26 protein-coding genes and 1 pseudogene are annotated in these 24,904 nt (G+C 47.6%); 6 read left to right on the plus strand and 21 right to left on the minus strand.

Annotation, left to right across the window (positions count from 1 at the left end; genetic code table 11):
- Window position 1: 1 nt before the first annotated feature.
- Genes mutS through KNO99_RS03360 form a run of 4 tightly spaced genes read right to left on the minus strand, consistent with a single transcriptional unit; the run spans window position 2 to window position 5,009 of the window.
- The gene (gene mutS / locus KNO99_RS03345) at window positions 2–2,530 is read right to left on the minus strand and encodes a DNA mismatch repair protein MutS (protein WP_214745279.1); all 2,529 of its coding nucleotides are present in this window, start codon (window positions 2,528–2,530) and stop codon (window positions 2–4) included.
- 53 nt (window positions 2,531–2,583) lie between these two features.
- Entirely contained in the window at window positions 2,584–3,015 is a 432-nt protein-coding gene (locus KNO99_RS03350; protein WP_012726155.1) for a YlbF/YmcA family competence regulator, read from the minus strand.
- A gap of 58 nt (window positions 3,016–3,073) precedes the next feature.
- Window positions 3,074–3,532, minus strand: a complete 459-nt coding sequence (locus KNO99_RS03355) for a GNAT family N-acetyltransferase (protein WP_214745281.1) — start codon at window positions 3,530–3,532, stop codon at window positions 3,074–3,076.
- A 10-nt stretch (window positions 3,533–3,542) separates the two neighbouring features.
- Window positions 3,543–5,009, minus strand: a complete 1,467-nt coding sequence (locus KNO99_RS03360; RefSeq protein WP_214745283.1) for a phytoene desaturase family protein — start codon at window positions 5,007–5,009, stop codon at window positions 3,543–3,545.
- Window positions 5,010–5,147: 138 nt separating this feature from the next.
- Here KNO99_RS03360 and KNO99_RS03365 point away from each other — a divergent pair, with 138 nt between their 5' ends.
- The 4 genes from KNO99_RS03365 to KNO99_RS03380 all read left to right on the plus strand — a co-directional run bounded on the left by KNO99_RS03365 (window position 5,148) and on the right by KNO99_RS03380 (window position 8,087).
- Window positions 5,148–5,654: a hypothetical protein gene (locus KNO99_RS03365; protein ID WP_214745284.1), complete on the plus strand. Its 507-nt coding sequence runs from the start codon at window positions 5,148–5,150 to the stop codon at window positions 5,652–5,654.
- A 33-nt stretch (window positions 5,655–5,687) separates the two neighbouring features.
- A complete protein-coding gene (locus KNO99_RS03370; RefSeq protein WP_214745661.1) occupies window positions 5,688–6,191 on the plus strand; it encodes a DNA topology modulation protein in 504 nt (167 codons plus the stop codon).
- Window positions 6,192–6,309: 118 nt separating this feature from the next.
- Complete coding sequence (locus KNO99_RS03375) at window positions 6,310–7,077, plus strand: transporter substrate-binding domain-containing protein (protein WP_214745287.1); 768 nt, start codon at window positions 6,310–6,312, stop codon at window positions 7,075–7,077.
- Window positions 7,074–8,087 carry a pyridoxal phosphate-dependent aminotransferase gene (locus KNO99_RS03380; protein WP_214745289.1) on the plus strand — a complete coding sequence of 338 codons (1,014 nt, stop codon included), beginning with the start codon at window positions 7,074–7,076 and terminating at the stop codon, window positions 8,085–8,087. The genes KNO99_RS03375 and KNO99_RS03380 overlap by 4 nt, the downstream gene beginning before the upstream one ends.
- 22 nt (window positions 8,088–8,109) lie before the next feature.
- Here the strand turns inward: KNO99_RS03380 and KNO99_RS03385 are convergent, their stop codons facing one another.
- Window positions 8,110–8,664, minus strand: a complete 555-nt coding sequence (locus KNO99_RS03385; RefSeq protein WP_305794021.1) for a maltose acetyltransferase domain-containing protein — start codon at window positions 8,662–8,664, stop codon at window positions 8,110–8,112.
- A gap of 85 nt (window positions 8,665–8,749) precedes the next feature.
- Here KNO99_RS03385 and KNO99_RS03390 point away from each other — a divergent pair, with 85 nt between their 5' ends.
- Entirely contained in the window at window positions 8,750–9,673 is a 924-nt protein-coding gene (locus tag KNO99_RS03390; RefSeq protein ID WP_214745293.1) for a DUF7916 family protein, read from the plus strand.
- A gap of 36 nt (window positions 9,674–9,709) precedes the next feature.
- On the opposite strand, the pseudogene hisIE reads toward KNO99_RS03390, so the two are convergent.
- From hisIE to KNO99_RS03440, 9 genes and pseudogenes are all read right to left on the minus strand, one after another.
- Window positions 9,710–10,347, minus strand: a pseudogene (hisIE, locus tag KNO99_RS15475) (bifunctional phosphoribosyl-AMP cyclohydrolase/phosphoribosyl-ATP diphosphatase HisIE).
- Window positions 10,296–11,063 (minus strand): imidazole glycerol phosphate synthase subunit HisF, encoded by a 768-nt coding sequence (hisF, locus tag KNO99_RS03405; RefSeq protein WP_214692002.1) that lies wholly within the window; start codon window positions 11,061–11,063, stop codon window positions 10,296–10,298. Before hisF ends, hisIE begins: the two are co-directional and overlap by 52 nt.
- Window positions 11,056–11,769 (minus strand): 1-(5-phosphoribosyl)-5-[(5-phosphoribosylamino)methylideneamino]imidazole-4-carboxamide isomerase, encoded by a 714-nt coding sequence (hisA, locus tag KNO99_RS03410; protein WP_214745297.1) that lies wholly within the window; start codon window positions 11,767–11,769, stop codon window positions 11,056–11,058. Before hisA ends, hisF begins: the two co-directional genes overlap by 8 nt.
- A complete protein-coding gene (hisH, locus tag KNO99_RS03415; RefSeq protein WP_214745299.1) occupies window positions 11,747–12,334 on the minus strand; it encodes an imidazole glycerol phosphate synthase subunit HisH in 588 nt (195 codons plus the stop codon). The genes hisA and hisH overlap by 23 nt, the downstream gene beginning before the upstream one ends.
- Complete coding sequence (gene hisB, locus KNO99_RS03420; RefSeq protein ID WP_214745301.1) at window positions 12,331–12,918, minus strand: imidazoleglycerol-phosphate dehydratase HisB; 588 nt, start codon at window positions 12,916–12,918, stop codon at window positions 12,331–12,333. Before hisB ends, hisH begins: the two co-directional genes overlap by 4 nt.
- Window positions 12,905–13,921, minus strand: coding sequence for a pyridoxal phosphate-dependent aminotransferase (locus KNO99_RS03425; RefSeq protein WP_214745303.1), 1,017 nt, complete (start codon window positions 13,919–13,921; stop codon window positions 12,905–12,907). Before KNO99_RS03425 ends, hisB begins: the two co-directional genes overlap by 14 nt.
- Complete coding sequence (gene hisD / locus KNO99_RS03430) at window positions 13,918–15,135, minus strand: histidinol dehydrogenase (protein WP_214745305.1); 1,218 nt, start codon at window positions 15,133–15,135, stop codon at window positions 13,918–13,920. Before hisD ends, KNO99_RS03425 begins: the two co-directional genes overlap by 4 nt.
- Window positions 15,132–15,740 (minus strand): ATP phosphoribosyltransferase, encoded by a 609-nt coding sequence (gene hisG, locus KNO99_RS03435; protein WP_214691980.1) that lies wholly within the window; start codon window positions 15,738–15,740, stop codon window positions 15,132–15,134. The genes hisD and hisG overlap by 4 nt, the downstream gene beginning before the upstream one ends.
- Window positions 15,737–16,660, minus strand: coding sequence for an ATP phosphoribosyltransferase regulatory subunit (locus KNO99_RS03440; protein ID WP_214745307.1), 924 nt, complete (start codon window positions 16,658–16,660; stop codon window positions 15,737–15,739). The genes hisG and KNO99_RS03440 overlap by 4 nt, the downstream gene beginning before the upstream one ends.
- A 110-nt stretch (window positions 16,661–16,770) precedes the next feature.
- Here KNO99_RS03440 and hisJ point away from each other — a divergent pair, with 110 nt between their 5' ends.
- On the plus strand, window positions 16,771–17,589 hold the full coding sequence (gene hisJ, locus KNO99_RS03445) for a histidinol-phosphatase HisJ (protein ID WP_214745309.1): 819 nt from the start codon (window positions 16,771–16,773) through the stop codon (window positions 17,587–17,589).
- A gap of 151 nt (window positions 17,590–17,740) precedes the next feature.
- Here the strand turns inward: hisJ and KNO99_RS03450 are convergent, their stop codons facing one another.
- The 7 genes from KNO99_RS03450 to KNO99_RS03480 form a co-directional block, all read right to left on the minus strand.
- On the minus strand, window positions 17,741–18,091 hold the full coding sequence (locus KNO99_RS03450; RefSeq protein WP_074034584.1) for a hypothetical protein: 351 nt from the start codon (window positions 18,089–18,091) through the stop codon (window positions 17,741–17,743).
- A gap of 200 nt (window positions 18,092–18,291) precedes the next feature.
- Window positions 18,292–18,867, minus strand: a complete 576-nt coding sequence (locus KNO99_RS03455; protein WP_214745311.1) for a deoxycytidylate deaminase — start codon at window positions 18,865–18,867, stop codon at window positions 18,292–18,294.
- 51 nt (window positions 18,868–18,918) lie between these two features.
- Entirely contained in the window at window positions 18,919–20,148 is a 1,230-nt protein-coding gene (locus tag KNO99_RS03460; RefSeq protein ID WP_074034586.1) for a toxic anion resistance protein, read from the minus strand.
- Window positions 20,132–20,854, minus strand: coding sequence for a 5-bromo-4-chloroindolyl phosphate hydrolysis family protein (locus KNO99_RS03465; protein WP_214691961.1), 723 nt, complete (start codon window positions 20,852–20,854; stop codon window positions 20,132–20,134). The genes KNO99_RS03460 and KNO99_RS03465 overlap by 17 nt, the downstream gene beginning before the upstream one ends.
- Window positions 20,855–21,051: 197 nt before the next feature.
- The gene (locus KNO99_RS03470; RefSeq protein WP_214745313.1) at window positions 21,052–22,404 is read right to left on the minus strand and encodes a sodium-dependent transporter; all 1,353 of its coding nucleotides are present in this window, start codon (window positions 22,402–22,404) and stop codon (window positions 21,052–21,054) included.
- A 122-nt stretch (window positions 22,405–22,526) separates the two neighbouring features.
- Window positions 22,527–23,399 (minus strand): diacylglycerol/lipid kinase family protein, encoded by an 873-nt coding sequence (locus tag KNO99_RS03475; RefSeq protein ID WP_214745315.1) that lies wholly within the window; start codon window positions 23,397–23,399, stop codon window positions 22,527–22,529.
- A complete protein-coding gene (locus KNO99_RS03480) occupies window positions 23,396–24,901 on the minus strand; it encodes an ABC transporter permease/substrate-binding protein (RefSeq protein WP_214691955.1) in 1,506 nt (501 codons plus the stop codon). Before KNO99_RS03480 ends, KNO99_RS03475 begins: the two co-directional genes overlap by 4 nt.
- Between the last annotated feature and the right edge of the window lie 3 nt (window positions 24,902–24,904).

Below are 24,904 nucleotides of genomic sequence, written 5' to 3' on the forward strand. Positions count from 1 at the left end.
CTCACCCTTTCTTTGCGGTCTGTTGCAGTTCGTAGAGCGCCTGCATCGCTTCGATTGGATTCATTGCCAATAGATCGAGTTTGAGCAGCTGTTCTCGAACAGCGTCATTCGACTCGAACAATGACAACTGGCTGACTTCTTCCACTTGAGGTGAAGCAGTTTGCTCGTTTAAGACAGGTTTCGTTGCTTCGGATTCGAGTTCTGACAGAATCGTCCGTGCCCGGTCAATCAATGAATCTGGGAGTTCGGCCAATTCCGCCACGTGAATCCCATACGATTTATCCGCACGTCCTGGATGCACTTCATGGAGGAAAACGACACGCCCATCCCGCTCAATCGCCCGGACATGGACGTTCTCAAGTGTCGGAATCGAGTCCTCGAGCACCGTCAGTTCATGATAGTGCGTCGAAAAGAGTGTCTTCGCCCCGATTGACGAAGCAATATACTCAACAATTGCCTGCGCAAGGGCCATCCCATCATACGTCGACGTCCCGCGACCAATCTCATCCAATAGAATCAGACTGTTGCTCGTCGCCTCGGTAACGGCTTGTCGCGTCTCGGTCATCTCGACCATGAACGTCGACTGTCCGCTCACTAAATCGTCCGCCGCACCGATCCGTGTAAAGATACGGTCAAAGAGCGGGAGTTCCGCTGCTTCTGCCGGGACGAATGAACCGATTTGATGGAGGATCGCAATTAACGCAAACTGACGCATATACGTCGATTTACCGGACATGTTCGGTCCAGTGATGAGTAACATTTGTCGTGTGTCGTCAAGCGTCAAGTCATTGGCGACATATTCGCCTCGCGGCAAGACCGTTTCAATGACAGGGTGACGCCCGCGTTCGATTTGTACATGCTTCGCTGTAATTGGACGCACATACTCCCGTTTCTCGGCTACGACGGCAAGGGCGAGGAGAACATCCAACTCACTGAGTGAACGTGCCAATTGCTGAAGTGCCTTCGTATACGTCTTCACTTCTTCGCGAAGTGCGACAAACAAGTCATATTCGAGCGTACAGCTCTTCTCTTCCGCTCCTAAGATGAGCGCTTCCTTCTCTTTTAGCTCTGGTGTAATGTAACGTTCCGCATTCGTCAATGTCTGCTTCCGTTCATAACGCCCTTCTTCGAGCAACTTCGCATTCGCTTTCGTCACTTCCAAGTAGTAACCGAATACGCGGTTATACCCGACCTTCAAAGACTTGATTCCGGTCGCGATACGTTCTTGTTGTTCGAGGTTGGCAATCCACGATTTCCCTTTCGCTTTCGCTTCTAGCAGTTCATCGAGCTCATCTGAATACCCATGACGAATCATCCCGCCTTCTTTCGTCGAGATTGGAGGTGAATCGACGAGGGCAGTCCTGAGATGTTCACTCAATGTCTCGAACGAGTCGAGCTTCTGTTCGATTTGCTGCAAGCGATCCGCTTTCACTGTTTGTAAGAGTGAGCGGACAGAAGGCATCCGCTCGAGCGTGTCGCGAAGTTGGACGAGATCTCGCGCATTCGCCGTCCCATACCCGACCTTCGCGACAAGGCGTTCGATGTCATAGACTCGCTTCAATTCTTCTTGTAGTTGATCGCGCAACATGAAGTCGTCCACTAAGTTCTCGACGGCATCCTGTCGTTCTTTGATGCCTTGTTCTGTATAGAGCGGCTGTTCGAGCCAGCGCTTCAACAAACGACCACCCATTGCCGTCGTCGTCTCATCAAGGAGTGAGAGAAGTGACCCTTTCCGTTCTCCCGAACGAGCGGAACGGAATAGTTCAAGGTTTCGGGCCGTATTGGCGTCGAGCTGCATATGCTGTTCGACCTCATAGGCGACAGCCGGTTGCAAGTGATCGAGCGAACGCTTCTGTGTTTTCGTGAGATAAGCGAACAACAACTCAAATGCCGAGCGCTGCGCCTCATCTTTCGCACCTTGCGCGAGTGGACTCTCCCGCTTGTCCACTTGAATCGAGAGAGGAATGCCGGTTTGTTTTAACAAGTCAGCGAGTCGTTCATCCTCAACAATGACCTCGTTCGGGAGCAATCCTTCGATTTCCCGTAAGACGGCTTCTTCTGACGAGAGTGTCGTCAACCACGATTCCCCCGTCGTAACGTCACCCCTAGCAATTCCAAATCTGCCTGCGACGTCTGAGATGGCGACGAGATATCGGTTCTCTTTTTCGCTAAGTGACGCCATATATGTACCTGGCGTGATCACTTGGATGACTTCCCGCCTCACGAGTCCTTTCGTCGCTTTCGGATCCTCCGTCTGTTCACAGATGGCGACGTTAAAACCTTTTTCGATCAACTGTTCGATGTAGATTGCCGCGGAATGGTGCGGGACGCCGCACATTGGAATCGGATGCTCAGCCTGTTTCCCATTTTTAGAAGTGAGCGTTAGCTCTAACTCTTTCGCGACAATTTGCGCATCTTCAAAAAACAACTCGTAAAAGTCGCCGAGTCGATAGAATAAAAAGGCGTCCGGATAGTCTGCCTTGATGGAGAAATATTGTTTCATCATTGGTGTCTGATGGACTTCTTGCATGTTAATTCACCTCTAGAAAGTACAACAGCTGACCATCGGCCAGCTGTGTCGTTTTAGTATCCGCAGCCACCGCGTGCTTGTTCAGCCGCCATGCCGCTCCCTGTCTTCCCTGCAAGGACGTCTCCGTCCGTCGATTCGATGATGCGATCCGTCACGGAGTTCGCGAGCGTGACCGTCACGTATTGAAGCAAATCGTTCACTTCGACTTGTGTCTCCTGAAACGCTTGAACGACCGGAATCGAGTCGAGTTCTTCCATCGCTTTATCAATCTTTTGCTCGACCTTTGCAAGTGCTTCCGTCTTGCCGTAATGCTTACAGTTGACGGCTTCTTTTTGTAAGAACTTGATTCGTTTAATCAACGTCTGTACGCGGTCACTTCCGTTCACTTTCGCTTCCGCTTCTTTGAAACGCGCCACTTCTGGTGTTTGTGCTAATACGTCTGCCAATTCTCTTGCTTTTGCAATTACTTGTTGATCGGTCACCATTGTAAACCCCTTTATGTCTATGATGTAATCGTGCTCAAAGGCACGTGAATGTTCTTTCTCATTCTAACATGAACGATTCGGAAACGGTACTAGCGGGATTCGTTGATTCTCGTAACATATCGACGTGTGGAATACTATCTTCTTGATACACATCACTTGTCCGTTTGAAGCCAAACGAGGCATAAAAAGGTTCCACATACGTCTGAGCTTGCAGATATAATGTCTCATGACCAAAATCCTTAATTGCAGCTTCCATCAGCTTACGAGAATGACCTTTCCCTCGATGCGTCGCTTTCGTGACGACACGTCCGATGGCGACCGGAGAGGCTTCCGTCAACACGCGAAGGGCGGAGACAATCTCTCCATCTTCTTCAATCCAATAATGGATGGCTTGTTCATCTTTTCCATCGATTTCTTGATACGGACAGTTCTGTTCGACGACGAAAATCTCAGTCCGTAGCGCCAGTAAGCGATACAATTCTAATGTTGTCAGTTCATCAAATGCTTTTTTCTTCATCAATATCCCCCTAATCAATCGTCACCCCGAGTGCTCGGGCGACATGTAACCCGCTCGTCATTGCGCCAATCGTCCCCGCCCCTGGAAATACGGTATCCCCGCATACATAAAAGTTCGGCAAGCCAGTGCGATAACTCGCGGCACGGAACAACGCCTGGCTTGGTGTCTGGGCATATCCCCCAACTGCACCATGCGGTCGCTTCGTATACTTCACCCATGCCCCTGGTCCACCAGGAAGGAGAAGTGACGACTCACGGTCCCAATCGGGAAATGCAGTCGCGACGACGTCGACGAGACGATTGGTCCAATCTTGTTCTAGTTTCTCATATGCCGCCCGGTCTTTCCAATGTTGCCATTCTGATAAATCGATATGCGTGGATACCGTAATGGTCCGTTCCGGTTTTTCTGTTCGCAACACGTCATCCGGCGCCGACATGGATATGAACGCATGCCCACTCGGTAATCGCTCGTGATAGATTTGTTGAAATAGTGGTTGCTGTTGACAGACATCCTCAGGCAAGACGAGGTAGAGACTGAACGTGCCCCATTGTGATTGTTTCAATTGCTTACGATATTGCCGTTTAAACTTTCGCTGTTCCTGTCCTCGTAAAATCTCGCTCGTCCGCTCAATCGGGATGGCGGAAACAATCACATCGACCAGTTCAAGTCGTCCTCTTCGATCGGTGATGAGCCATCCATCCGTCACTCGTTCGATGGACTGGACGTCTCTCCCTAATTTCGTCTCGCCACCAAACGTTCGGACGGCGCGCTCTAACGCATGAGCCAATTGATACAGCCCACCTTCAACATAGTACGCTCCTTCGTGATAGACCGACAGCGCCACTGCACCGAGTAAATGACTCGCTTCTTTCGCACCGGTCTGCAAACTATCGAGCAGGATTCCATCGATAAATCGCTCGAACATCGTACCGTTTAATCCATGACGAGCCAACGTTTCACCGAGTGGCCGCTGGAGTTTCAGGAGCGTGGTAAGTTGGTTCGGTCGGAACCCCTTCATTGCGTATACCATATCCGATGTCGTGCGAAACGGAAGTGCAGGTAACTGCTGAAACAACGGACGAATCTTCTCAAAGTCACCCCACACTTCACGATAAAACTCATGGATTGCCTCGTGGTTCTCTGGGAACGCATGACTGAGCTCATCAAGCAGACGTTCTCGGTCGCGATAGTAAGTGAGGGTGACGCCAGGCAGATGAATGTCCATCACCTCATCCAATAAAGTGACCTCGACCGATTCGTCCAATTTCTCAAGGACACGCTGATGGACTCCACATTTTTCAAATCCCATTCCGAGCGTCGCGCCTGCCGGGAACAAGTAGTCACCCCGTTGAAACTTGCCGGCACATCCGCCCCATTCACGCGATGCTTCAAAGACGATTACGTCATGCCCTTTTTGCTGAGTTAGCGCAGCTGCCGTTAAACCCGCGACACCTCCACCTATGACCCCGATTTTCATGTACATCCCTCCTCTCTATATCATACCTGCTCATTCAAAAACTTGAAGAAATGAATCGGTTTTTGAGATTCCAGCGTTCTTTTGAAGGGAACTGATTCTCTTATGCAGAAATAGTTTACAGTCTGAAAAGGTAAGGTGATGAAAATGCGTAGTCGTGTCATGGTTTATTTATTGATTCCTATCCTCATCTTTATTGGTATACTGATTACCCCACCTTCCGAGGAATCGCTCAAGCTCGCGACGATGACAGTCGTCAGCATCCAGGAGATGATTCCTTACGAAAAAGAGTATACGGCACAGAAAGTGCTAGAAGAACGATCAATGGACGACAAATCAGCCATCATCGAAGAATGGCGTCTCGAGCAAGGAGCGAGGACGTCTTATAGTTATGTGCTCAGACTGAGAGGATTTGACCATGTGACACAGATTGATGCAGGCGCAGCCAACACGCGATCGGACGGGTATTACGCGATGCAGGCGCATAGCCCTATTTTCGAGACGGACAAACCCGTGTCAACGAACTATCCGATCGTCATGTTCAGTTCGGAACAACGACTCGTCATCGGACAGATGGATGTCCGCGTCATTTATGAAGAGGATGAGCAATTGAAGAAATGGATTGTATTGGAGGATGAACAAGAATAGATGAGCAACTTACCAATTAATCGCAATACAAGCATGAAACGAATCCTCATCATCGGTTCTGGCGGTGCAGGAAAGTCAACACTTGCCCGTCAACTCGGTGAACGATTACACCTCGATGTCTATCATTTGGATGCTCTCATGTGGAGACCGGGATGGGTGATGGCGCCGAGAGAGGAACGAATCGATATTCAACAACAACTCGTGAAGAAAGATCAATGGATCATCGATGGAAACTTCGGGAACACGCTTGATTTACGTTTACAGGCAGCAGATACCGTCATTTTGATTGACCTCCCGCGACTCGTTTGTGTATATCGCGTCCTCAAACGAGTCGTCCGATATCGTGGTACGACGCGACCAGATATGGGCGCTTCCTGTCAGGAAAAGCTCGATTTCGCATTCCTGAAATGGGTGTGGAATTTTCCTGACGTTCAACGGCCACAACTGTTACGACAAATTCAACAACATCCGTCACAACCTAATTTGATTCATTTGAAATCGTCACGGGCAGTCAGAAACTACTTGAAATCAATTTAGAACGCTTTCATTTCAAAAGCGTTTCTCTTTTTAATATTTTTTGTATTTTTATGCTTTACAATTAATAATCATACATATACACTTAGTCTCATCTACAACAGGGAGGCATTATACACATATGAAAAAATGGTTATTAGCAGGTACACTTATGTTGAGCGCGGCTTTACTCGGTGCATGTAGTCAAGAAACAGAAGGTGAAGCGACAGAGCAAAAAACACTAGTCATGGGGACGAGCGCCGATTACTTCCCATATGAATTTGTCGATACGGCAAACGGGGATGCGATTGTCGGATTTGATATTGAAATTGCAGAAACGATTACAGAACGTCTCGGTTACGAATTGAAAATTGAAGATATGGACTTCGGTAGCTTACTCGGGGCCTTGAACAGCGGGCGTGTCGACTTTGTCATGGCAGGGATGACACCAACAGAAGAGCGGAAAGAGAACGCCGACTTCTCAGATATCTATCTTTCCGCGACAAACTTGATTATGACAAAAGACGAGTCGCTTCAGGCAATCGAAGATTTGTCTGGTAAGAAAATCGGTGTCCAAACGGCTTCGATTCAAGAAAACATCGCAAAAGAACAAGCGCCTGACGCTGAACTCGTATCGTTGAACAAGATCCCTGAAATCGTTCAAGAGTTGAATACAGGTCGAATCGATGCAATGGTCATCGAAGACACGGTCGCACAAAAGTATCTCGATCAAGACGACAGCTTCTATACATTCGCTTTAAAAGAGGATGGCGAAAAAGGATCAGCTGCTGCCTTCAAATTAGATGATGAGTTACGCGACCAGTTCAACGAAGAATTGAACAAGATGATGGAGTCTGGCGAAATCGATGAATTGGTGAAAAAATGGTTCTCGATGGAGCCGACTGAATGAGACAAGTCAAGCTACCGATCTATCCCGTCGTTTATCCGACGGGACATCGGTTAAATCAAAATGAAAGTCAGTTCCCGTTACCTGACCGAATCAAGAGCCAGCTTGATTCGTTGACGTATCATGACTTACACGAATATCCAGTCGAACCAATCAATGAATTGTTCGAACAATACGCTGCCTACGTCGGTGTGACACCTGAGCAACTGCTCGTTGGTTGTGGGAGTGATGAAATGATTCATGTCGTGACGCAATCATTGCTCGCACCAAATGACATCGTCTTGTCCCCGGCACCTGACTTTTCGATGTATCCCATCTTTACGACCATCGCCCACGGGCAACATGTTCAAGCCGTTGATTTATCATATGAGGCAATTGTAGAGGCAATCGAGACGCATCATCCGAAGCTTCTTCTTCTCTCGAACCCGAACAATCCAACCGGGAAACTATGGACCGTAGCAGAATTGACGCACCTCGCCTCACTCGTTCCGTACCTTGTGGTGGACGAGGCTTACATGGACTTCACACCGGATGGCAGCATGATCCCGTTCATTGCGAACCATCCGAATCTCATCGTGCTTCGCACGATGTCAAAAGCGTTTGGACTGGCAAACGTACGAATCGGATTCATGGTGACAAACAACGAACTCGCACACTATTTCCGTCAATTTATCCCACCGTTCAACATTAGCGGGGTGAGTGCAAAGATTTGCAACATCTTCTTAAAAGATGCGACTTATCTTCAAGAAACAATCGAATGGCATGACGAGATGCGTCAAAAGTGGGCATCCGCATTTAATTCAATTGGTCATGTCCTACCTGCCTCAACAAACTTTTTGTACATCGAACTCGAGCAACCTGAAGCGGTATGGACGCATTTGACAGCATTAAACGTACACACGTCGAAACAACCGACGGGCATTCGAGTGACCATCGGTGACGAAGCGGCACTCCATCTTGCACATACAGCAATTCAGCATTTTATAGAAACAAGTCACGTAAAAAACTCCTGAACCTCATGTTCAGGAGTTTTTGTCAGTCAATCGTTTTAATCACGCGCGCCGGATTTCCACCGACGACTGTACGAGGTGCAACGTCTTTTGTGACGACCGCACCAGATGCGATGACGGCCTCATCACCAATCGTTACCCCCGGGTTGATGATGGCTCCTCCACCAATCCATACGCGGTCGCCGATGGTCACCGGTTTCCCGAACTCATACCCAGAAATCCGCTCGATCGGATCAATCGGATGTGTCGCCGTATAGATATGTACACCTGGTGCAAGCATACAGTCATCCCCGAAAATGATCGGACAGATGTCTAGAAAGACACAGTCAAAGTTCGCATAGAATCGTTCACCTAAGTGTATATTGTACCCGTAATCACATTTGAAATTCGGTTCGATGTAATACGACTCTTTCGTCGAACCGAGTAACGCACTAAGAATTTCTTTCCGCTCAGTCAAATCATCAATCCCGGAACGATTGAATCGCTCGGTCAATCGCCGGGCATGCTTCCGATCTTTAACGAGCGTCTCATCACTAGCTAAATATAATTCACCACGAATCATCTTCTCTTTTTCCGTCATCATGATCCCTCCTTACACTCAGTATAGAGGATTTTCAAATCATTTAGGGAATAGAGACAAGGATGAGCAGAAGGAGGAAGATGTGATGAAACGTATTTTAGAGTGTCGGGCAAGTGATTTTATCACGTTTAATCGTCAAGATTTAGTCGGATCGATTCGAAAGGCGGAAGGACGAACGGTCATGGCCGAGGTAATCCCAACGATTCAACCGCTCTACCCAGAAGTCACGAATGCAGAACTCGCGCGAGCGTTCGGTGCCGACTTGATCTTATTGAACATGTTAGATGTGTTCCATCCTTATATTAAAGGACTTGAAAGTCATGCGCTGTTCGGCGACATACCAGGTGATGAGATGAGTGACCATCCGATTCTGGAACTAAAACGACTGATTGGGTTACCGATTGGAGTCAATTTAGAACCTGTCGACTTTTCAGAGAGATCGTCTGAGATGAATGAAGTGAAACGAGGCAGACTCGCTTCAGTCGAAGCGTTCCAAAAAGCGTCTGAGCTCGGGATCGATTTCGTTTGTCTGACAGGCAACCCGAATACCGGTGTTACGAATGAAGCAATCGAACAAGCGATTATCCGAGGACGTCGTGAATTCGCCGGGATCATCATTGCCGGAAAGATGCATCAGGCCGGTGTCGGCAGCGTGTTAGATCGCGACGCATATATCCGCTTCGTTGAAGCAGGGGCTGACATCATTCTTCTGCCGGCTCCAGGAACCGTACCGAGTGTCCGTGAAGAGGCATTCCACGAACTCGTACAAGAACTTCAAGGACTTGGAGCACTCACGTTAGCCGCAATCGGGACATCTCAAGAAGGGGCTGATGTAGCGACTGTTCGTGAGATTGCACTCTCTTCAAAGCGTGGAGGCGCAGATATCGTCCATATCGGTGACGCCGGATTGTCAGGGATTGCCGTACCAGAGAACATTCAGGCACTTTCAATTGCTATTCGCGGGCGACGTCATACATACATTCGCATGGCTGCCTCGGTCAATCGTTGACATAAAAAAGGAAGGAGCGCGTCTCCTTCCTTTCGTTTACCATTCCGTGACGTCTCTTCGCGGCTTCGCAGGCGTCGTCGTACCGTGACGCTTGGCAAGTAACGCTTCTACATCTTCTAAGCGCACACCTTTAGCTGCCAATAAGACGAGTAGATGATACAGAAGATCAGCTGATTCTTCGACCAAGTCTTCGTCCGTCATTGCGGCAATCACGACCTCGAACGATTCTTCACCGAACTTCTTCGCGATTTTTTCGACGCCTTGTTCAAACAAATACGTCGTATATGAACCTTCTTTCGGTTCATTTTTTCTGGACTCAATCAATTGCTCCAATTCATGAATCATACGTTTACCTCCGTAAAGAAACAACTTCGATTTCCGGTATGACAAGTCGGACCATTCGCATGGACACGAACGAGAAGCGCATCCTGATCACAGTCGACGTGGATACTGACGACGTCAAGTGTGTTGCCGCTCGTCTCCCCTTTCATCCATAGCCGACCTTTTGAACGAGACCAGAATGTCACGACCCGTTCACGTAGCGTCTGACGGATGGCCTCATCGTTCATATATCCGAGCATGAGGACCGCATCATCCTCTTCTGAGACAATGATAGCGGGAATCAGTCCATTTTCGTCGAAACGAACCGCATCGGCAAGTTGTGACTCGTGCATACGTGCTTCACCTCTTCTACTGTCGTTTTTCGGTCATGTAAGATGGAGGCAAGTAGTGCGGCATCGACCTTCTCGAGCGCTTCGACTACGTGCTCGGCATTCCCCGCCCCACCTGAGGCGATAATCGGAATGTCGACGACTTCGCGAAGTTGTTCTAAAATTGCAAGGTCATATCCGCTTTGCTTTCCGTCTTGGTTCATGGACGTGACAAGAAGTTCACCCGCCCCGAGTGCTGCCACTTGTTTCGCCCATTCGACCGCTAATAGTTCTGTCTTCTGTTTACCGCCATATGTGTACACATAGTATTCCCCGTCTTCAAACTTCACGTCGATTGCAACGACGATACATTGTGACCCGAAACGATCGGCCGCTTCTCGAATGAGACTTGGGGATTCGACAGCGAGCGTGTTCAACGATACTTTATCCGCTCCTGCTTTTAATAATGACGAGATGTCATCAAGTGAACGAATCCCTCCACCGACCGTCAACGGGATGAATACTTTCCGTGCCACTGCACTGACGACATCTAGCATCGTCTGGCGGCGTTCCGTACTTGCCGTGATGTCGAGAAAGACGAGTTCATCGGCTCCGGACTCATCATAATACTTTGCGATTTCGACCGGGTCACCGATGTCTCGTAGTTGAACGAATTCAATCCCTTTGACGACACGGCCTTCCTTCACATCGAGACATGGAATAATTCTGCGTTTAAGCATAACGCGCCTCCCATTCAATCAGTTCATCGATACTTACTTTACCGGACAGAAGTGCTTTCCCAACGACGGCCTCATCAATCTTGGCCATCTTCAGTTCCTTCACGTCCTCTTCGGTCGTCACACCGCCTGAGGCAATCAGTGTGACGTTGACGATTTGGCGTAGCGCCTTCATGCGCGCAACGTTCGGTCCATTCAGTTTTCCGTCGGATCCGATGTCCGTATACAGAATCGTCTCGATTCCACGTTTTACGAGGTCTTGAGCGACCGAGATGTCATCGAGCTTTGTCGCTTCCTGCCATCCATTGATGGCGACCTTTCCGTCATAAGCATCGAGTGCCACAGCAACTCGTTTGCCATACTTTTCAATCGCCTTGTCTAAAAAGTCAGGATCCGTAAATGCCTTTGTCCCTAAGAGGACACGGTCCGCACCGGTTTCCATGACCGCATCGAGTGAGGCTTCTGAACGAATTCCACCACCTGTCTGTACGAGAAAACCAAGAGACTTCGCATAACGAACGACATCTAAGTGACGCGGTTCGCCTGCCTTAGCCCCTTCTAAGTCGATCAAGTGAATCATCGGCACTTTTCCTTGCCACGCTTTTAATAATTCATACGGGTCACCGTATTGTTCTTCCGTCGAAAAATCGCCTTCCGTCAAACGGACAATCTTGCCTCCAATTAAATCAATGGCGGGTAGTAATTTCACGCTCGACCGCCTCCTTCCATTCTTGAAGTAAACTGAGACCGAACGCCCCACTTTTTTCCGGGTGAAACTGCATGCCCGTGACGAGTCCTTTTTGAACAATCGCAGGAACACGTTCTCCCACATAATCCGCTTCCGCCACGATATAGGCATCGTCCGTCACGGCGTGATAAGAGTGAACAAAGTAGACGTCCTCATCGCGAAGGATCGAGTTCCATCCAACGTGTGGAAGCCGCTTCGCACGCATACGTTCTACCGTCCCTGGAATCAAACCGAGACCTTTCGTCGGCATTCCTTCCGTGCTTGAGTCAAACAACAACTGCATCCCAAGACAGATCCCTAAAAACGGCTTCGCTGTCGCCATCTTTTGTAATAGCGGGATGAGCCCCGTCTGTTCGAGTGATTGCATCGCTTGCGGGAAAGCACCGACCCCAGGAAGTAAAATGGCGTCCGCTTCTTCAATTTGGCTTGCATCATTCGTAATCACGACGTAGCAACCGATGGCCTGCAACGCACGTTCGACGTTGAATACGTTACCCATTCCATAATCGATGACCGCTACTTTCATCCTTCAATCCATCCTTTCGTAGAAGGGAGACGATCCGTCCCATCGCTCGAGACCGCCTCAGCAAGTGCTCGTCCGAACGCTTTGAACAACCCTTCAATCATGTGGTGTGAGTTCGATCCATACAGGACCGCGAGGTGAAGCGTGAGTCGACCGTTCATGGCAACCGCTCGGAAGAATTCCTCAGCGAGCTCGGTATCAAAATCCCCAAGCTTCGGATTGCGGATATCCGCCTGATAGACAAGGAAGGGACGTCCTGACACATCGACGACCGCTCGCGCTAACGTCTCGTCCATCGGCATATAACTCGACCCATAGCGGCGAATCCCGACTTTGTCTCCGAGAGATTTGGCGATGAGTTTACCGAGCGCAATCCCCACATCTTCCACTGTATGGTGGGCATCGACCCATGTATCTCCTTCGACTTTCACCTCTAAGTCCATCTGACTGTGAAAGGCAAGTAACGTCAACATGTGGTCAAAAAAACCGACTCCTGTTTGGATGGTGCTTTCTCCTGTACCATCTAGATTGACTCGAATCTCAATTTTTGTCTCTTTCGTCTCACGCTTTAGTTCAGCTGTTCTCAACAGAATTCACCTCTTCAATCGTTTGTCGGATATAGGCATACGCCTCATCTGTTCCTGCACTGACACGTAATCCATCCGGAAACGCACGTACATGGACGCCTTTTTCAAAGAAGCGGGATGCCCACCCTTCACTGTCATCGGTTTTGACATAGATAAAGTTGGCACGACTCGGTAAAATCTCACCGATCGGTCGTAACAACTCAGTTAATTTCTCACGTTGCGCCGTATGGAACTGAATCGACTCTTGGATATACGTCTCATCACGCAATACAACGTTGGCGACCGCGGCACTGAGTCCACTCACGTTGAACGGCGAACGGAACCGGTCGATCTGTTCGATGATTTCTTCTGACGCAATCATGAATCCAATTCGAAGGTTCGCAAGACCGAACGCTTTTGATAACGTCCGTAAAATAATGACGTTCGGATGCTCGTTCAAGCGAGACACAAATGAATCCTCCATCGTGAAATCGATATAGGCTTCATCCACAACGAGATAAGGAACACGTGTCGCAATGTCCGACAATTCTTCAAGTGTCCACATCTTACCGGTCGGGTTATTTGGATTCGAAATCAGAACGAGCTTCGGCTCATTCGTTTGAATGAGTTCGGTTAGCGCATCGTAACTCAATCCATGCTTCTCCGGTTGCATGAAGTGCCCTCTCGCAATTTGAGTGTAGATCCCATACATCGAAAAATCAGGTGCCGGAGCGAGGACACGGTCCTCTGTATCTAAAATAGCCTGACTTAAAATCGCCAACAGTTCGTCGCTCCCGCTTCCAACCATGAGTTGTGTCGATGCGACTCCTGCATAGTTCGCATAACTCGCTTTTAAGGCAATCAATTCTTCAACTGGATAGCGGCTGAGCGCCTCGAGTGAAACGTCTCGAATAGCTCGTTCAAGCCGCTCTGGTAACGGATATTGACTTTCATTTTGATTCAGCGCATACCCTGATACGGCGTGGGGCACATATCGCGGGATGTTCTGATAATTTCGTCTCATATATCCTCCATCCGAACAGCCATCGCACGGGCATGTCCTTCTAATTGTTCTTGTTTGGCGATTCGAATCGCAGCCTTTGTGATCGCCTCATCAAGCTCTGTCATCTCAAGGAACGTCTGACGGCGATAGAAATCATCCACGGACAATCCGCTCGAGAATCGCGCCGTCCCACTTGTCGGAAGGACATGGTTCGGTCCAGCGATATAATCCCCGAACGCTTCCGCCGCCTCGTGACCGAGGAAGAACGACCCGCCGTGACGTATCGCACGCATTAACGTTTCAGGATTTTTGACGGCCAACTGGACGTGCTCCGCAGCCATCGTGTTCGCGTACTCGATGGCATCTTCTAGTGATCGAACGATGACTCCGCCACGTTTCAATGATTCCCTGGCAATCTCTTGTCGTGGTAAGAGCGAAAGTTGACGCTCAAGCTCTTGGTCTACTTCATCACGAAGCGTTTCTGTCGTGACGAGTGCGATTGCCGTCGCTTCTACGTCATGTTCTGCTTGTGCGAGAAGATCCGCGGCAACCCACTTCGGATTTGCCGTTTCATCGGCAATGATCAACACTTCGGACGGTCCCGCTACAGAGTCGATCCCGACGATGTGCGAAACGAGCGCCTTCGCCGTCGCGACATACGCATTACCGGGTCCGACAATCTTATCGACCGGACGAATCGTTTCTGTCCCATATGCGAGTGCGGCAACGGCTTGCGCGCCTCCGACTAGAAAGCACTCATCAGCACCTGCAATTTTTGCTGCAATCAAGAGGGAAATGTCGATCCCATCTGCTTTTGGTGGGGTGACCATGACGACTCGTTTGACACCGGCCACTTTCGCCGGAATGATATTCATCAGGACGCTCGACGGATAGACGGCTGTCCCACCCGGTACGTATACACCGACCGAGTCGAGTGGCATATAGCGTCTTCCGAGTCGGAACATCGTATCTTCGAACACATCATCTTGACGTACTTGATGCGCGTGGAAGGCGCGAATTCGTTCTGCCGCTAAGGTCAACGCTTCCGTCAGTTCAGCATACGCTGCCGGCGGGGTAAAGCGAGACAAATCGACAGACTCGATTCGGTCGACCCCATCGAATTGACGCGTCCATTCAAGGAGCGCTTCATCTCCGCGTGCCTCAATCGATTCTACGATTGGTTTGACGGCTTCCGCCCAAGCTTCTCGCCGTGATCGGTTCGTTTCTGTACTCATGCGTTCTCCTCCTGACTCAGCTTTCGAATCCATGCCTTTAATTCGTCAGGCTGCTCTGCCAAAGCCGTTTCGCTCGTGATGAATTTTGCATTGATTGAAAAAATCGTTTCATATTCCTCTAAGTCATTCGCTGCTAGCGTCGCACCTGTCTCGACGATGTCGACGATGCAATCCGCCAGTCCCGTTAACGGAGCGAGTTCCACAGATCCATTTAACGCGATGACTTCTACGTTTTGTCGCTTTGACGCGAAGTGTGAGATGGCGATGTTCGGATATTTACTCGCCACTTTTAATTTCTTTGTGCCATTACGCCGAACTTTCGGACCACATACGGCCATCCGACAGCGTCCGAACGGTAAGTCGACGACTTCGAGTACACCTGGCGTTTTCTCTCGTAAAATATCGCCACCAACAATCCCGACATCAGCCGCTCCGTGCATCACATATTTATAGACGTCGTCCCCTTTGACGAAAATAAATTCATGATCTCCTGCTTTTACTGTGAGTTCACGTCCCCGCTTCTCTGGCCAAACGGGTAAATCACGTTCGACAAAAAATTGACGAGCTGCTTTTTCGATTCGTCCTTTCGCGACCGCTACCTTCATTTGATCACCTCATCTAACTGTTCTAAATCGAGTGACATGCCGAACGCTCGTCTTGAGTGTCCGAAATGACCATATAGAGAATCGTATCGTCCCCCTGAAAGGACACGCTTTCCTTCTACACTTCCCGTCACGGTCAAACCTGAATAGTAATCGAAATCTCCCGTTTGACCGAAATCGTACGATACGTCTAGACCGATTTCACGCAAATGTTGTACGGCCTCATCGACTTCATCGATGGCATCGTTTAGAGTACCTGGTGCCTCAGCACGTAATTCTTCGAGCGCTGAATTCCCAATTAAAAATGGTAGTTTTGCAATCAATGGATAGCGATACGTTTCGGCTAACTCACGTAGCGATTCTAAATTTCGAAGTGCTAAAATTTTTCGGAATGTCCGTTCTTGAATGCCCGTCTCTTTCGCAATGAGCGAGATGACAGCCGCTGATCCGATTTTGATTGTCAAACGCTCAGTAGGCAGGACTCCTTCCGTCATATCGAGAAATGATTCGATAAGATGACTGTCCTTCATTTCCCCGTCGACCCACTCGAGTCCGAGCTGTTGTCGTTCATGTGGTTGACCGGAATGCTTAACTGTACGACGATAGACGGCCCCAGCGTACGCGACACGCATCGGTTCATGACCGTCTGCTAGTTTTCTTGCGATTTGCAATGTATAGTCAGGGCGCATGACAAGGAGTTCCCCGTCATTCCCGAATAAACGATAATAGGCCGACTCGTCAAAGAGCGCCAAATTTTGATAGTGAGAATAGTATTCGAGTAACGGCGGGTCGATGACGGCATAACCGCTCGCCTCTGCCTTTTCTAAAAATGACAGCATCCACCGCTTTGGTCGAATGACATCTCCTGATTGTAGTTCATACCATCCTTCTGGAATTGAACCTTTCGAATTTGACCAAATCATGACAACCACCCTTTATCTTATTATCACTTTACCAAACTAAAGTAGTGTGTTAAATTTATCAAACAGAGAAACACCTGTCAACCAATTGAACTGAAAAGGACGTGTAACAGATGTTTAACTTTACCCATGATGGTCATGTGCATACCCCTTATTGTCCACACGGTACAAAAGACCCGATTGAACACTATATTCAAGTCGGGATTGAAAAAAACCTGCAAACGATGACGTTCACAGAACACGCACCGTTCCCACAGGCATTTACCGATCCGGTGCCGAATCAAGACTCCGCGATGTCGATTGACCTCCTTCCTGACTACCTTAATACGTTGCATCAGATGAAAAGTCAGTATCAAGAGGTCATTGACATTAATGTAGGACTAGAAGTCGACTTGTTACCACATCTAGAAGAAGAGACAATTGCTTTGTTAAAACCATATGCTCCCCTTCTTGATGAAGTCATCTTGTCCCAACACTTTTTATTGGTAGATGGTGTGTATATGCCGATAGATTATTCTGCTGAAACGTTTGACGACCTCGTTCAAGCGCTCGGTTCATTTGAAAACGTGATGAAAGCTTATTATGACTCGATTGAACGTAGTCTTAGCTTTCCATGGGAAACGATCCAAGTCGCTCGGATTGGACACATCGACTTACCGATTAAATATCAAAAAAATTATGACTGGGATCGTTCAGCAGTCAGACAAGAGGAAGAACGTCTCTTGCGAGCGATTGCCGGCAGAGGATTCGGTCTCGATTTTAATACCGCCGGACTTAGAAAGCCTGATTGTGGTGAGCCATACGTCGCAGGACTCGCCAAATATGCGAGCCAATTGAATATCCCTTTCACGTTAGGATCAGATGCTCACCTCGCTAAAGATGTAGCCGCTGGATTCGACATCATTGCACAAAAAAAAGCCACGTTCCTATGAACGTGGCTTTTTGACAGCGATCTAGCTATCTAGATCCCCATGCTTATGGTTGACAACGATATGGCGTTCCATTTCTTCATCTGTAAATATCATACCATAACGAAGAATAGATGCAACAAAAAATTGGGTGAAATGGTTCACCCAATTAATATCACATCGCTGCGTATAAAGTTTTCAAGTCGTTTGTCGCTGCCTCATCCATTTGGAGGGCTACAAGTTCAACATATTGAAGGGCAGGATCTTGATCTTTTGATAAAGCAACGATTTCAGCGGCTGCCTTATCGAGTGCTAACAAAATGCCTGACACCCCGAGTGTCGGATAGTAACGAAGAAGTGCACGGACATGCTTAATCTCAGAAACTTCATTTCCATTGATGGTCAACGATTTGACTGCCAATTCCTGATGCATGCCAATCGCAAATTTATCTTCCCATACTTCTTCAAGTGTGATTAACGCTTCTACTTCATATGCACCATCTGTAAAGCGAACGTGTTTTTCCATGAACAAATTCCCCTCTCCTGAATCTACTTTTATTATATAAGAGATTTTAGAGAGTATATTGTGAAATATTGAACATTATGTGTAAAGTTTGTCTCACTTCATTTTGAACAACAAAAAAGGCCCCTCCGAAGAGGGGCGAATAATGGAAGAGTAAAACACCATTGGCAGTACATTAATAATATATCATCTAATGAAAACGTTTACAATGTATTTTTGTACATTTTTTCAAGTGGCATATGTAACACTTCGATCCCACTCTCACGCATTAATTCTAATCCATCACCATGCTCATATCCGACCGCATAAACGACGCGGGCGACGCGCGCTGCAATCAGAGCAAGAGAGCAGGCATGACACGGTGAATGAGTGACGTAGGCCGTTGCACCGAACGCATTCGTCGAATCAGCAGCCAATTTTCCGATCGCATTGATTTCGGCATGAATCTCATGTTGCTTCGACCAGTGATGATGATCATACGGGTCCGTACATTTGATATATGTCACACCATCACGGATGAGCCGAGCGGGCTCATTGATCATATCGAGATCCGACGATGCAACGTAGTCGGCATGCTTATAGAAGCCGTCTTCTTGCTTGATATAAATCTCATTACAGTTCGTATGACCAGAAGGTGTACCGTTTAGACCAATTGAAATCGGTTTTTCATCTTTGACGATGACACAGGCAACGCTTTTCGATGCACACTTCGAATGTCGTTCTGCCATCATATCAGCGAAAAGTAGCCACGTCTCGTCCCACAATCGTTGTTTCTCCATATAAGCCCCTCCTCGTAGAAAAGGAAAGTCTGATTGCTCAGACTTCCCTTCTTAATATCCTGTATCTTTTGGCAGTTCTTTATTTTTTGAGGCAATCTCAATGACTTTCTCTTTGAGCTCATGCTCCATCCGATCAAGTTCACGCTCGGCGTCACGACGCTTTTGTTTACCTTCTTGTTGAATGCGTAACGTTTCATCAAGTGTCGAGAGTAAATTCTCGTGAGCGACTTTAAGGGATTCCACAGAGACAATCCCTTTTTCATTTTCTTGAGCGATTTCAATCGAAGAGTCTTTGAGCATCTTCGAGTTCTGCTCAAGCAACTGATTGGTCGTCTTCGTCACGTCCTGTTGCATGCGAAGTGCCGTCTTTTGACGCGTCAAACTAAGCGCGAGAACGACTTGGTTCTTCCAAAGCGGAATCGTATTGACGACCGCTGACTCGATTTTCTCAGCGAGGATTTGGTTGTTCTGTTGGATGACTCGGATTTGCGGCGCCATCTGCAGACTGATGGTACGGCTCAATTTCAAATCATGTAGCTTCTTCTCAAAACGATCTGCCAATTGAATCATATCGTTCAACTGTTGAAGTTTAGACTGATCTTTTGAAATTTCTACTTCTTGACGAAGTGGCGCGATTTCATGTTCACGTACATGATCAAGTTTCGTTTCACCCGCAGCGATATAGACGTTCAACTCTTCAAAATACCTCTTATTCTTATCATACATTTGATCGAGCATCGTGATGTCTTTCATCAGACCGAACTTCGCACGATCGAGGTTATGGATGACCTCTTCCAAATAGACGTTCATTTTTTCGAATTGAAGCTTATAGTTTTCGGCTTTCTTCTTTGCACGACCGATGAGCGGGATGTTGTCCATAAAACTCTTTTTCTCCGGTTGAAGCATGTCCGGGTCCATTTTTCGGACGTTCTGCATTAAGTCAGACAAGAGTTTCCCCGCATCCCCACCATCTTTCATTCGAACTTCCGTCAGAATTTGGTCAGAGAATTGTGAGAGTTCACGTTGAACGTTCGAGCCAAACAACATGACCGAATCTGTCTTTTTAATATCAATCGACTCCGCCAATCGCGTAATTCGCTCACGGTGCTCTTGAGGCACGTCTGGTTTGGCTTGGATGGCAGGTACTTCGTGAGGTTGTGAAACAGATGACCATTCCACAGATGGGTCACTAAACCCCTCTGTTTCTGTTTTCGTTTTCGTATCAGATGTCAGCTCTTCTTCCGGCCATGACTGCCAGTTCGTTTCATTCGATGAAGTCATGTTTCTTTCTCCCTTCCGGCTGATCAGATAAGACTCGCTCCATCATGATCAGTTCGCGTTCAAAGTCTACGGCGTCATCTTCAAGAAGACGTCCGCGTTGTTCTTTAAATTTATCGACAATTAGTCGCATATTCGTGATTAATTGCTCTCGAGTCTCTTCTTGAATGACGACTCGTTTTCCTTCAAGTTCTTTAAATTTCAAGACGACCGAGACGAGGGAATCTAAGTAGAATGTGAACAAGTCTCGAACATGTTTTGCGTCTTGTGGATTTTCGAAAAGTTCTTCGAACAATTCGTGTGCTTCTTTAGAGACAGCTTTCATCTCACGCCTTACTTCCACATCTTTGATTTCAGGAAGGACGCGGTCAATCTGTTGTAGCTTCTCATACCCTTGTTCAATCGTCCGTTGCAAAAATTGAAGTTCTAGATCGTCCGTCGCCTCGAATTGACGCGCCGGGACGGGTTCCTCAATCGGCTTGAGGATTCTTGAACCTGAGAAAGGTTCGTCCTCATCGAGCAACAGTTTTTTCTTGGCACGCTTTGCGACCATTGTCGGTGTTCGTTGACGGTTTTTGCGCTTGTTCGTCGACCAGACTTCATTCAAGACGAGCGCCCCTACTATAATGAATAACCAGGAGAAATCGAATACGTTGATGGCAAAGTATATGACTGCCCCTGTCAGGGCCCATTTCATCCATGTTTTCATTCTTTTCACCTCATCTCATGTTACTTCTATTGTACATTACGAAACCTATCAAAAAAAGTTTCGTCATCCCTATCATTTTAGCATAATAAAATTCGCTGTTCCCTCCGTCCACAGGTGTAAAAACGAGTACCTATATCGACTTCTTTCCCGTTGTGCTATGAAAAAAACCGTAGACCTTTAAGCCTACGGTTTGTCTATTATGTTGTGACCCACGTTGATACCATAACAATGGCTACTGTCACAGGAATGACGTAGCGAATGAGCGCATGCCAGATCGGATAAAGCTTCTTACCCGGTTCTGACGTTTGAATCTCATCTTTCAAAATACGTTGATCGACGACGTATCCGACAAAAATCGATGTCAAGAGCGCCCCGACCGGCATCAAAATATAGCTGACGAGGTAATCCATTGTATCGAAGAACGTACGCCCATTCCAAATCTGTAAATCACTCAATAGTCCGAATGACAATGCAGATGGAACGCCTACGACGAACACGAGAATGGCTGTCGTTACGGTTACTTGCTTTTTCGTCCAAGTCGATTTCTTTTCGTTCAACCGATCTGTCACACCCGCGACAACAACTTCTAACATCGCGATTGACGACGTGATTGATGCGAACGCGAATAAGAGGAAGAACAACACCATAAAGAACCCGCCAAGTGGTACTTGGTTAAAGACAGCTGGTAATACGACGAACAGTAACGCCGGACCTTCAGCCGGATCAAGTCCTGAAGCGAAGACTGCCGGGAAAATGGCAAGTCCGGCTAAGAGTGAAACCGTGATGTTCAATAGAACAATCATATTCGCAGAACGATTCAACGTCCCTTTCGTCTTAATATAAGACGCATATGTCAACATCGCTGCTACCCCTAACGATAAGGAGAAGAAGGCTTGTCCTAGGGCAAATAGTACCGATTCACCCGTCAATGCAGAGAAGTCAGGTTGTAAGAAGAAGCGAACTCCTTCCATCGCTCCGTCGAGTGTCAATGAACGGACGACGAGTACGATGAAGCTGATGAACAAGAGCGGCATTAAGATCTTGCTCATCCGTTCAATCCCTGCTTCGACCCCGCGTAAGACAATCAATAACGTGATCAATAAGAATAAGAATTGTCCGAGCACCGCGATGCCAGGTGTTGACACGACATTTCCGAATACATCTCCGAACTCGTCAGCTGTACGCCCACTTAATGTCCCACTCAAACCGAGACCGATATAAATGAGGACCCATCCTCCAATAACACTATAGAAGGAAAGCAACAAGAAACATGCGATGACTCCTAAATAACCGATAATACTCCAACGACCATGCCCTAATTGTTTGAAGGCAAGAAGTGCCGTCTTTTGAGTTGAACGTCCAACGATGAATTCACCAATCAATAATGGCAGACCAAGTAATAATGTGAACGTCAAAAACATGAGTAAAAAGGCACCGCCCCCACTAGTTCCAGTGACATATGGAAATTTCCATATCGCCCCTAAACCGATTGCCGACCCTGCGGCAGCTAGAATGAATCCAATTTTTGAGGCGAATGAGTTTTGCGCCATGATTACCCCTACTTCCTGTTTTTCATTTCATTTTCATAATAATAGTGAAATACTAACACGGTTCAAGGGTCAGGACAACATAAAAACAGAGAAAAGTCTGAATACTTTTCTCTGTTGATGCTTTATGGCGTTAAAAATGTGAGAGCCCGCTCTCGAATCTGGATTGCTAAGTGATCTGTTTCAAAATGTTCACCGTCGATATCGATAACTTGTGGCTCATTCAACTCAACTTCGACATATGAAATTTGAAAGTGATTCCACTCCTCTGATTTTTGATCGAGACCGAGCTGCTGGGCCAACAATTGTCGGATCATCGGAAATCCAATTGACGAACTGTGAACAACTTCTAACATGCCATCTGAAAACGATTGCGTCTCCAATTTCGTCGGTACGGTTCCGAGATAACTCCCGTTCCCTACATATAAGAAGCTGACGTCTCCATCGTAAAGAAGTTCATCTCCTCGACGTAAGCGAATCTGAAACGGGTCAGCTTCACGAAATTGGCGGATAGTTGCCAAAAAGTAGCCGATTGAACCTAAAGATTCTTTCTCATCCGGGTCGATTTGGCGTGAGGTATCTGCAATCAATCCGACTCCAACGAAATTGAGGGCATACATCTCATCTACTTGAATCACGTCCACATGTTGCTCATGGTTCGATTTGATGATGCTCGCGGCTTGTGTTGGTTGAATGGGAAGTTCGAGCGCTCGTGCGAAGTCATTACACGTCCCTGCAGGAATGATTCCTACTGTCGGTCGCTCCTCAAGGTCTAACGTCATCAACCCATTGACTACTTCATTGAGTGTACCGTCTCCCCCGATGACAATCAGATGGTCGAACGATCCACTTTCTTTTGCAAATCGAAGTGCGTCCCCGATTTCTTGTGTCTTCTTGATGATGATTTCTTCGTAGAGCGATTCAATCGTTCCGATGACTTCCCCGAGCATCGTTTCGCTCGTACCAGACTTCGGATTCGAAATAATCAATGCTCTCATAATAACCCTTCCTGTTCTAAGAAGTCTTTCGCTACATCATAGGCGCGTTCATTTCCGTACGCGACACGACGGTTCAATTCAGACATTTGTTCGTCTGTGATTTTACCTGCGAGCTGATTGAGTGCATCCTCAATTTCTGGATACTCTTCAAGCGTCTCTTCTTTCAAGAGCGGTGCCCCTTGGTATGGCGGGAAGAACTGTCGATCGTCTTCTAGAACGACAAGGTCGTTCTCGGCGATATCAGGATCCGTTGCATAAGCGTCTACTAAATTGACATCGCCTCGTGAAATGGCACGATAGCGTAATTTTTGCTCCATCGAGACGACGGATGGGAAATCAAATCCGTACTCGTTTTGAAGTCCTGGATATCCGTCTTCACGGTCGGTGAATTCAAGTGTAAAGCCTGCTTTAATATCTGACTGAACGTTTCGTAAATCTGAGATGGCCGAAATACCTTCTGCCTCGGCATAGTCACGTGGGATTGCGAGTGCATACGTATTGTTGAACTGCATCGGTTCGAGCATGACGTACCCGTCTTCGGCAAGCGCCTCTCTAGCTTGTTCATAGACTTCACGGGCATCGTTTGATTCTGGCGTCTCCTTGACGAGACTCGCGAGTGCCGTTCCGGTGAATTCTGGATAAATGTCAACATCACCAGATTGGAGTGCGCCCCATACAAATGTCGTCTCCCCAAAGTTCGGCTTCACCGATACAGTCAAATCTGTTTCTTCTTCAATCAATAACTTATACATATTCATAAGAATTTCTGGCTCTGGACCGAGTTTCCCAGCTACGACAAGGTCTGTCTCTTGCGAGCGACCAAATGCGAGCGGTGTGATGATGATGAGTGCGAGTACAGTAGAGACTGCAATCAATTTCGTCTTATTACGGGTCGCTGTCGCACCTTCCATCTGACGTAACAAGAAGTCAAACAGGAGAGCTAAAATGGCGGCCGGGATGGCACCCAGTAGAATTAAGTAATTATCGTTACGGTTAATCCCGAGCAAGATCAGCGTACCGAGTCCGCCTGCCCCGACGAGTGCGGCAAGTGTCGCCGTACCGACGATGAGGACCATAGCTGTACGGATACCTGCCATGATAACAGGTAGGGCGAGCGGAAGTTCGACTTTCATCAAACTTTGATTCGGTTTCATCCCACAAGCTCGAGCTGCTTCAAGTAATGATTTGTCCACTTCATTCAAACCAGTGAATGTGTTTCGTAAAATCGGTAGGAGCGCATATAAAACAAGCGCAATGATGGCAGGTAATGCCCCGATCCCGACGAGCGGAATCATCAATCCAAGCAAGGCAAGCGACGGAATCGTTTGAATAATCGCAGTGACACCAATGGCGGTTTCAGCGATTTTCTTGCGACGCGTCAGCCAGATTCCCAATGGTACGGCAATTAAGACGGCAATCAAAAGCGATACGACAGAGAGCTGTAAGTGCTCAATCAGTGCCTCGACAAGCTGTCCTTGTCTATTTTGGAACGTCTCAAGCATCCA

It is taken from the genome of Exiguobacterium sp. s189, assembly GCF_018617615.1.
Lineage (GTDB): Bacteria > Bacillota > Bacilli > Exiguobacteriales > Exiguobacteriaceae > Exiguobacterium > Exiguobacterium aestuarii_A.

Excerpts from the sequence above, each read along its gene's own strand:
- mutS (WP_214745279.1), bottom strand. The coding sequence starts at position 2,530 with ATGCAAGAAGTCCATCAGACACCAATGATGAAACAATATTTCTCCATC.
- KNO99_RS03350 (WP_012726155.1), bottom strand. The coding sequence starts at position 3,015 with ATGGTGACCGATCAACAAGTAATTGCAAAAGCAAGAGAATTGGCAGAC.
- KNO99_RS03355 (WP_214745281.1), bottom strand. The coding sequence starts at position 3,532 with ATGAAGAAAAAAGCATTTGATGAACTGACAACATTAGAATTGTATCGC.
- KNO99_RS03360 (WP_214745283.1), bottom strand. The coding sequence starts at position 5,009 with ATGAAAATCGGGGTCATAGGTGGAGGTGTCGCGGGTTTAACGGCAGCT.
- KNO99_RS03365 (WP_214745284.1), top strand. The coding sequence starts at position 5,148 with ATGAAAATGCGTAGTCGTGTCATGGTTTATTTATTGATTCCTATCCTC.
- KNO99_RS03370 (WP_214745661.1), top strand. The coding sequence starts at position 5,688 with ATGAAACGAATCCTCATCATCGGTTCTGGCGGTGCAGGAAAGTCAACA.
- KNO99_RS03375 (WP_214745287.1), top strand. The coding sequence starts at position 6,310 with ATGAAAAAATGGTTATTAGCAGGTACACTTATGTTGAGCGCGGCTTTA.
- KNO99_RS03380 (WP_214745289.1), top strand. The coding sequence starts at position 7,074 with ATGAGACAAGTCAAGCTACCGATCTATCCCGTCGTTTATCCGACGGGA.
- KNO99_RS03385 (WP_305794021.1), bottom strand. The coding sequence starts at position 8,664 with ATGACGGAAAAAGAGAAGATGATTCGTGGTGAATTATATTTAGCTAGT.
- KNO99_RS03390 (WP_214745293.1), top strand. The coding sequence starts at position 8,750 with ATGAAACGTATTTTAGAGTGTCGGGCAAGTGATTTTATCACGTTTAAT.
- hisF (WP_214692002.1), bottom strand. The coding sequence starts at position 11,063 with ATGCTTAAACGCAGAATTATTCCATGTCTCGATGTGAAGGAAGGCCGT.
- hisH (WP_214745299.1), bottom strand. The coding sequence starts at position 12,334 with ATGAAAGTAGCGGTCATCGATTATGGAATGGGTAACGTATTCAACGTC.
- KNO99_RS03425 (WP_214745303.1), bottom strand. The coding sequence starts at position 13,921 with ATGAGACGAAATTATCAGAACATCCCGCGATATGTGCCCCACGCCGTA.
- hisD (WP_214745305.1), bottom strand. The coding sequence starts at position 15,135 with ATGAGTACAGAAACGAACCGATCACGGCGAGAAGCTTGGGCGGAAGCC.
- hisG (WP_214691980.1), bottom strand. The coding sequence starts at position 15,740 with ATGAAGGTAGCGGTCGCGAAAGGACGAATCGAAAAAGCAGCTCGTCAA.
- KNO99_RS03440 (WP_214745307.1), bottom strand. The coding sequence starts at position 16,660 with ATGATTTGGTCAAATTCGAAAGGTTCAATTCCAGAAGGATGGTATGAA.
- hisJ (WP_214745309.1), top strand. The coding sequence starts at position 16,771 with ATGTTTAACTTTACCCATGATGGTCATGTGCATACCCCTTATTGTCCA.
- KNO99_RS03450 (WP_074034584.1), bottom strand. The coding sequence starts at position 18,091 with ATGGAAAAACACGTTCGCTTTACAGATGGTGCATATGAAGTAGAAGCG.
- KNO99_RS03455 (WP_214745311.1), bottom strand. The coding sequence starts at position 18,867 with ATGGAGAAACAACGATTGTGGGACGAGACGTGGCTACTTTTCGCTGAT.
- KNO99_RS03460 (WP_074034586.1), bottom strand. The coding sequence starts at position 20,148 with ATGACTTCATCGAATGAAACGAACTGGCAGTCATGGCCGGAAGAAGAG.
- KNO99_RS03465 (WP_214691961.1), bottom strand. The coding sequence starts at position 20,854 with ATGAAAACATGGATGAAATGGGCCCTGACAGGGGCAGTCATATACTTT.
- KNO99_RS03470 (WP_214745313.1), bottom strand. The coding sequence starts at position 22,404 with ATGGCGCAAAACTCATTCGCCTCAAAAATTGGATTCATTCTAGCTGCC.
- KNO99_RS03475 (WP_214745315.1), bottom strand. The coding sequence starts at position 23,399 with ATGAGAGCATTGATTATTTCGAATCCGAAGTCTGGTACGAGCGAAACG.
- KNO99_RS03480 (WP_214691955.1), bottom strand. The coding sequence starts at position 24,901 with ATGCTTGAGACGTTCCAAAATAGACAAGGACAGCTTGTCGAGGCACTG.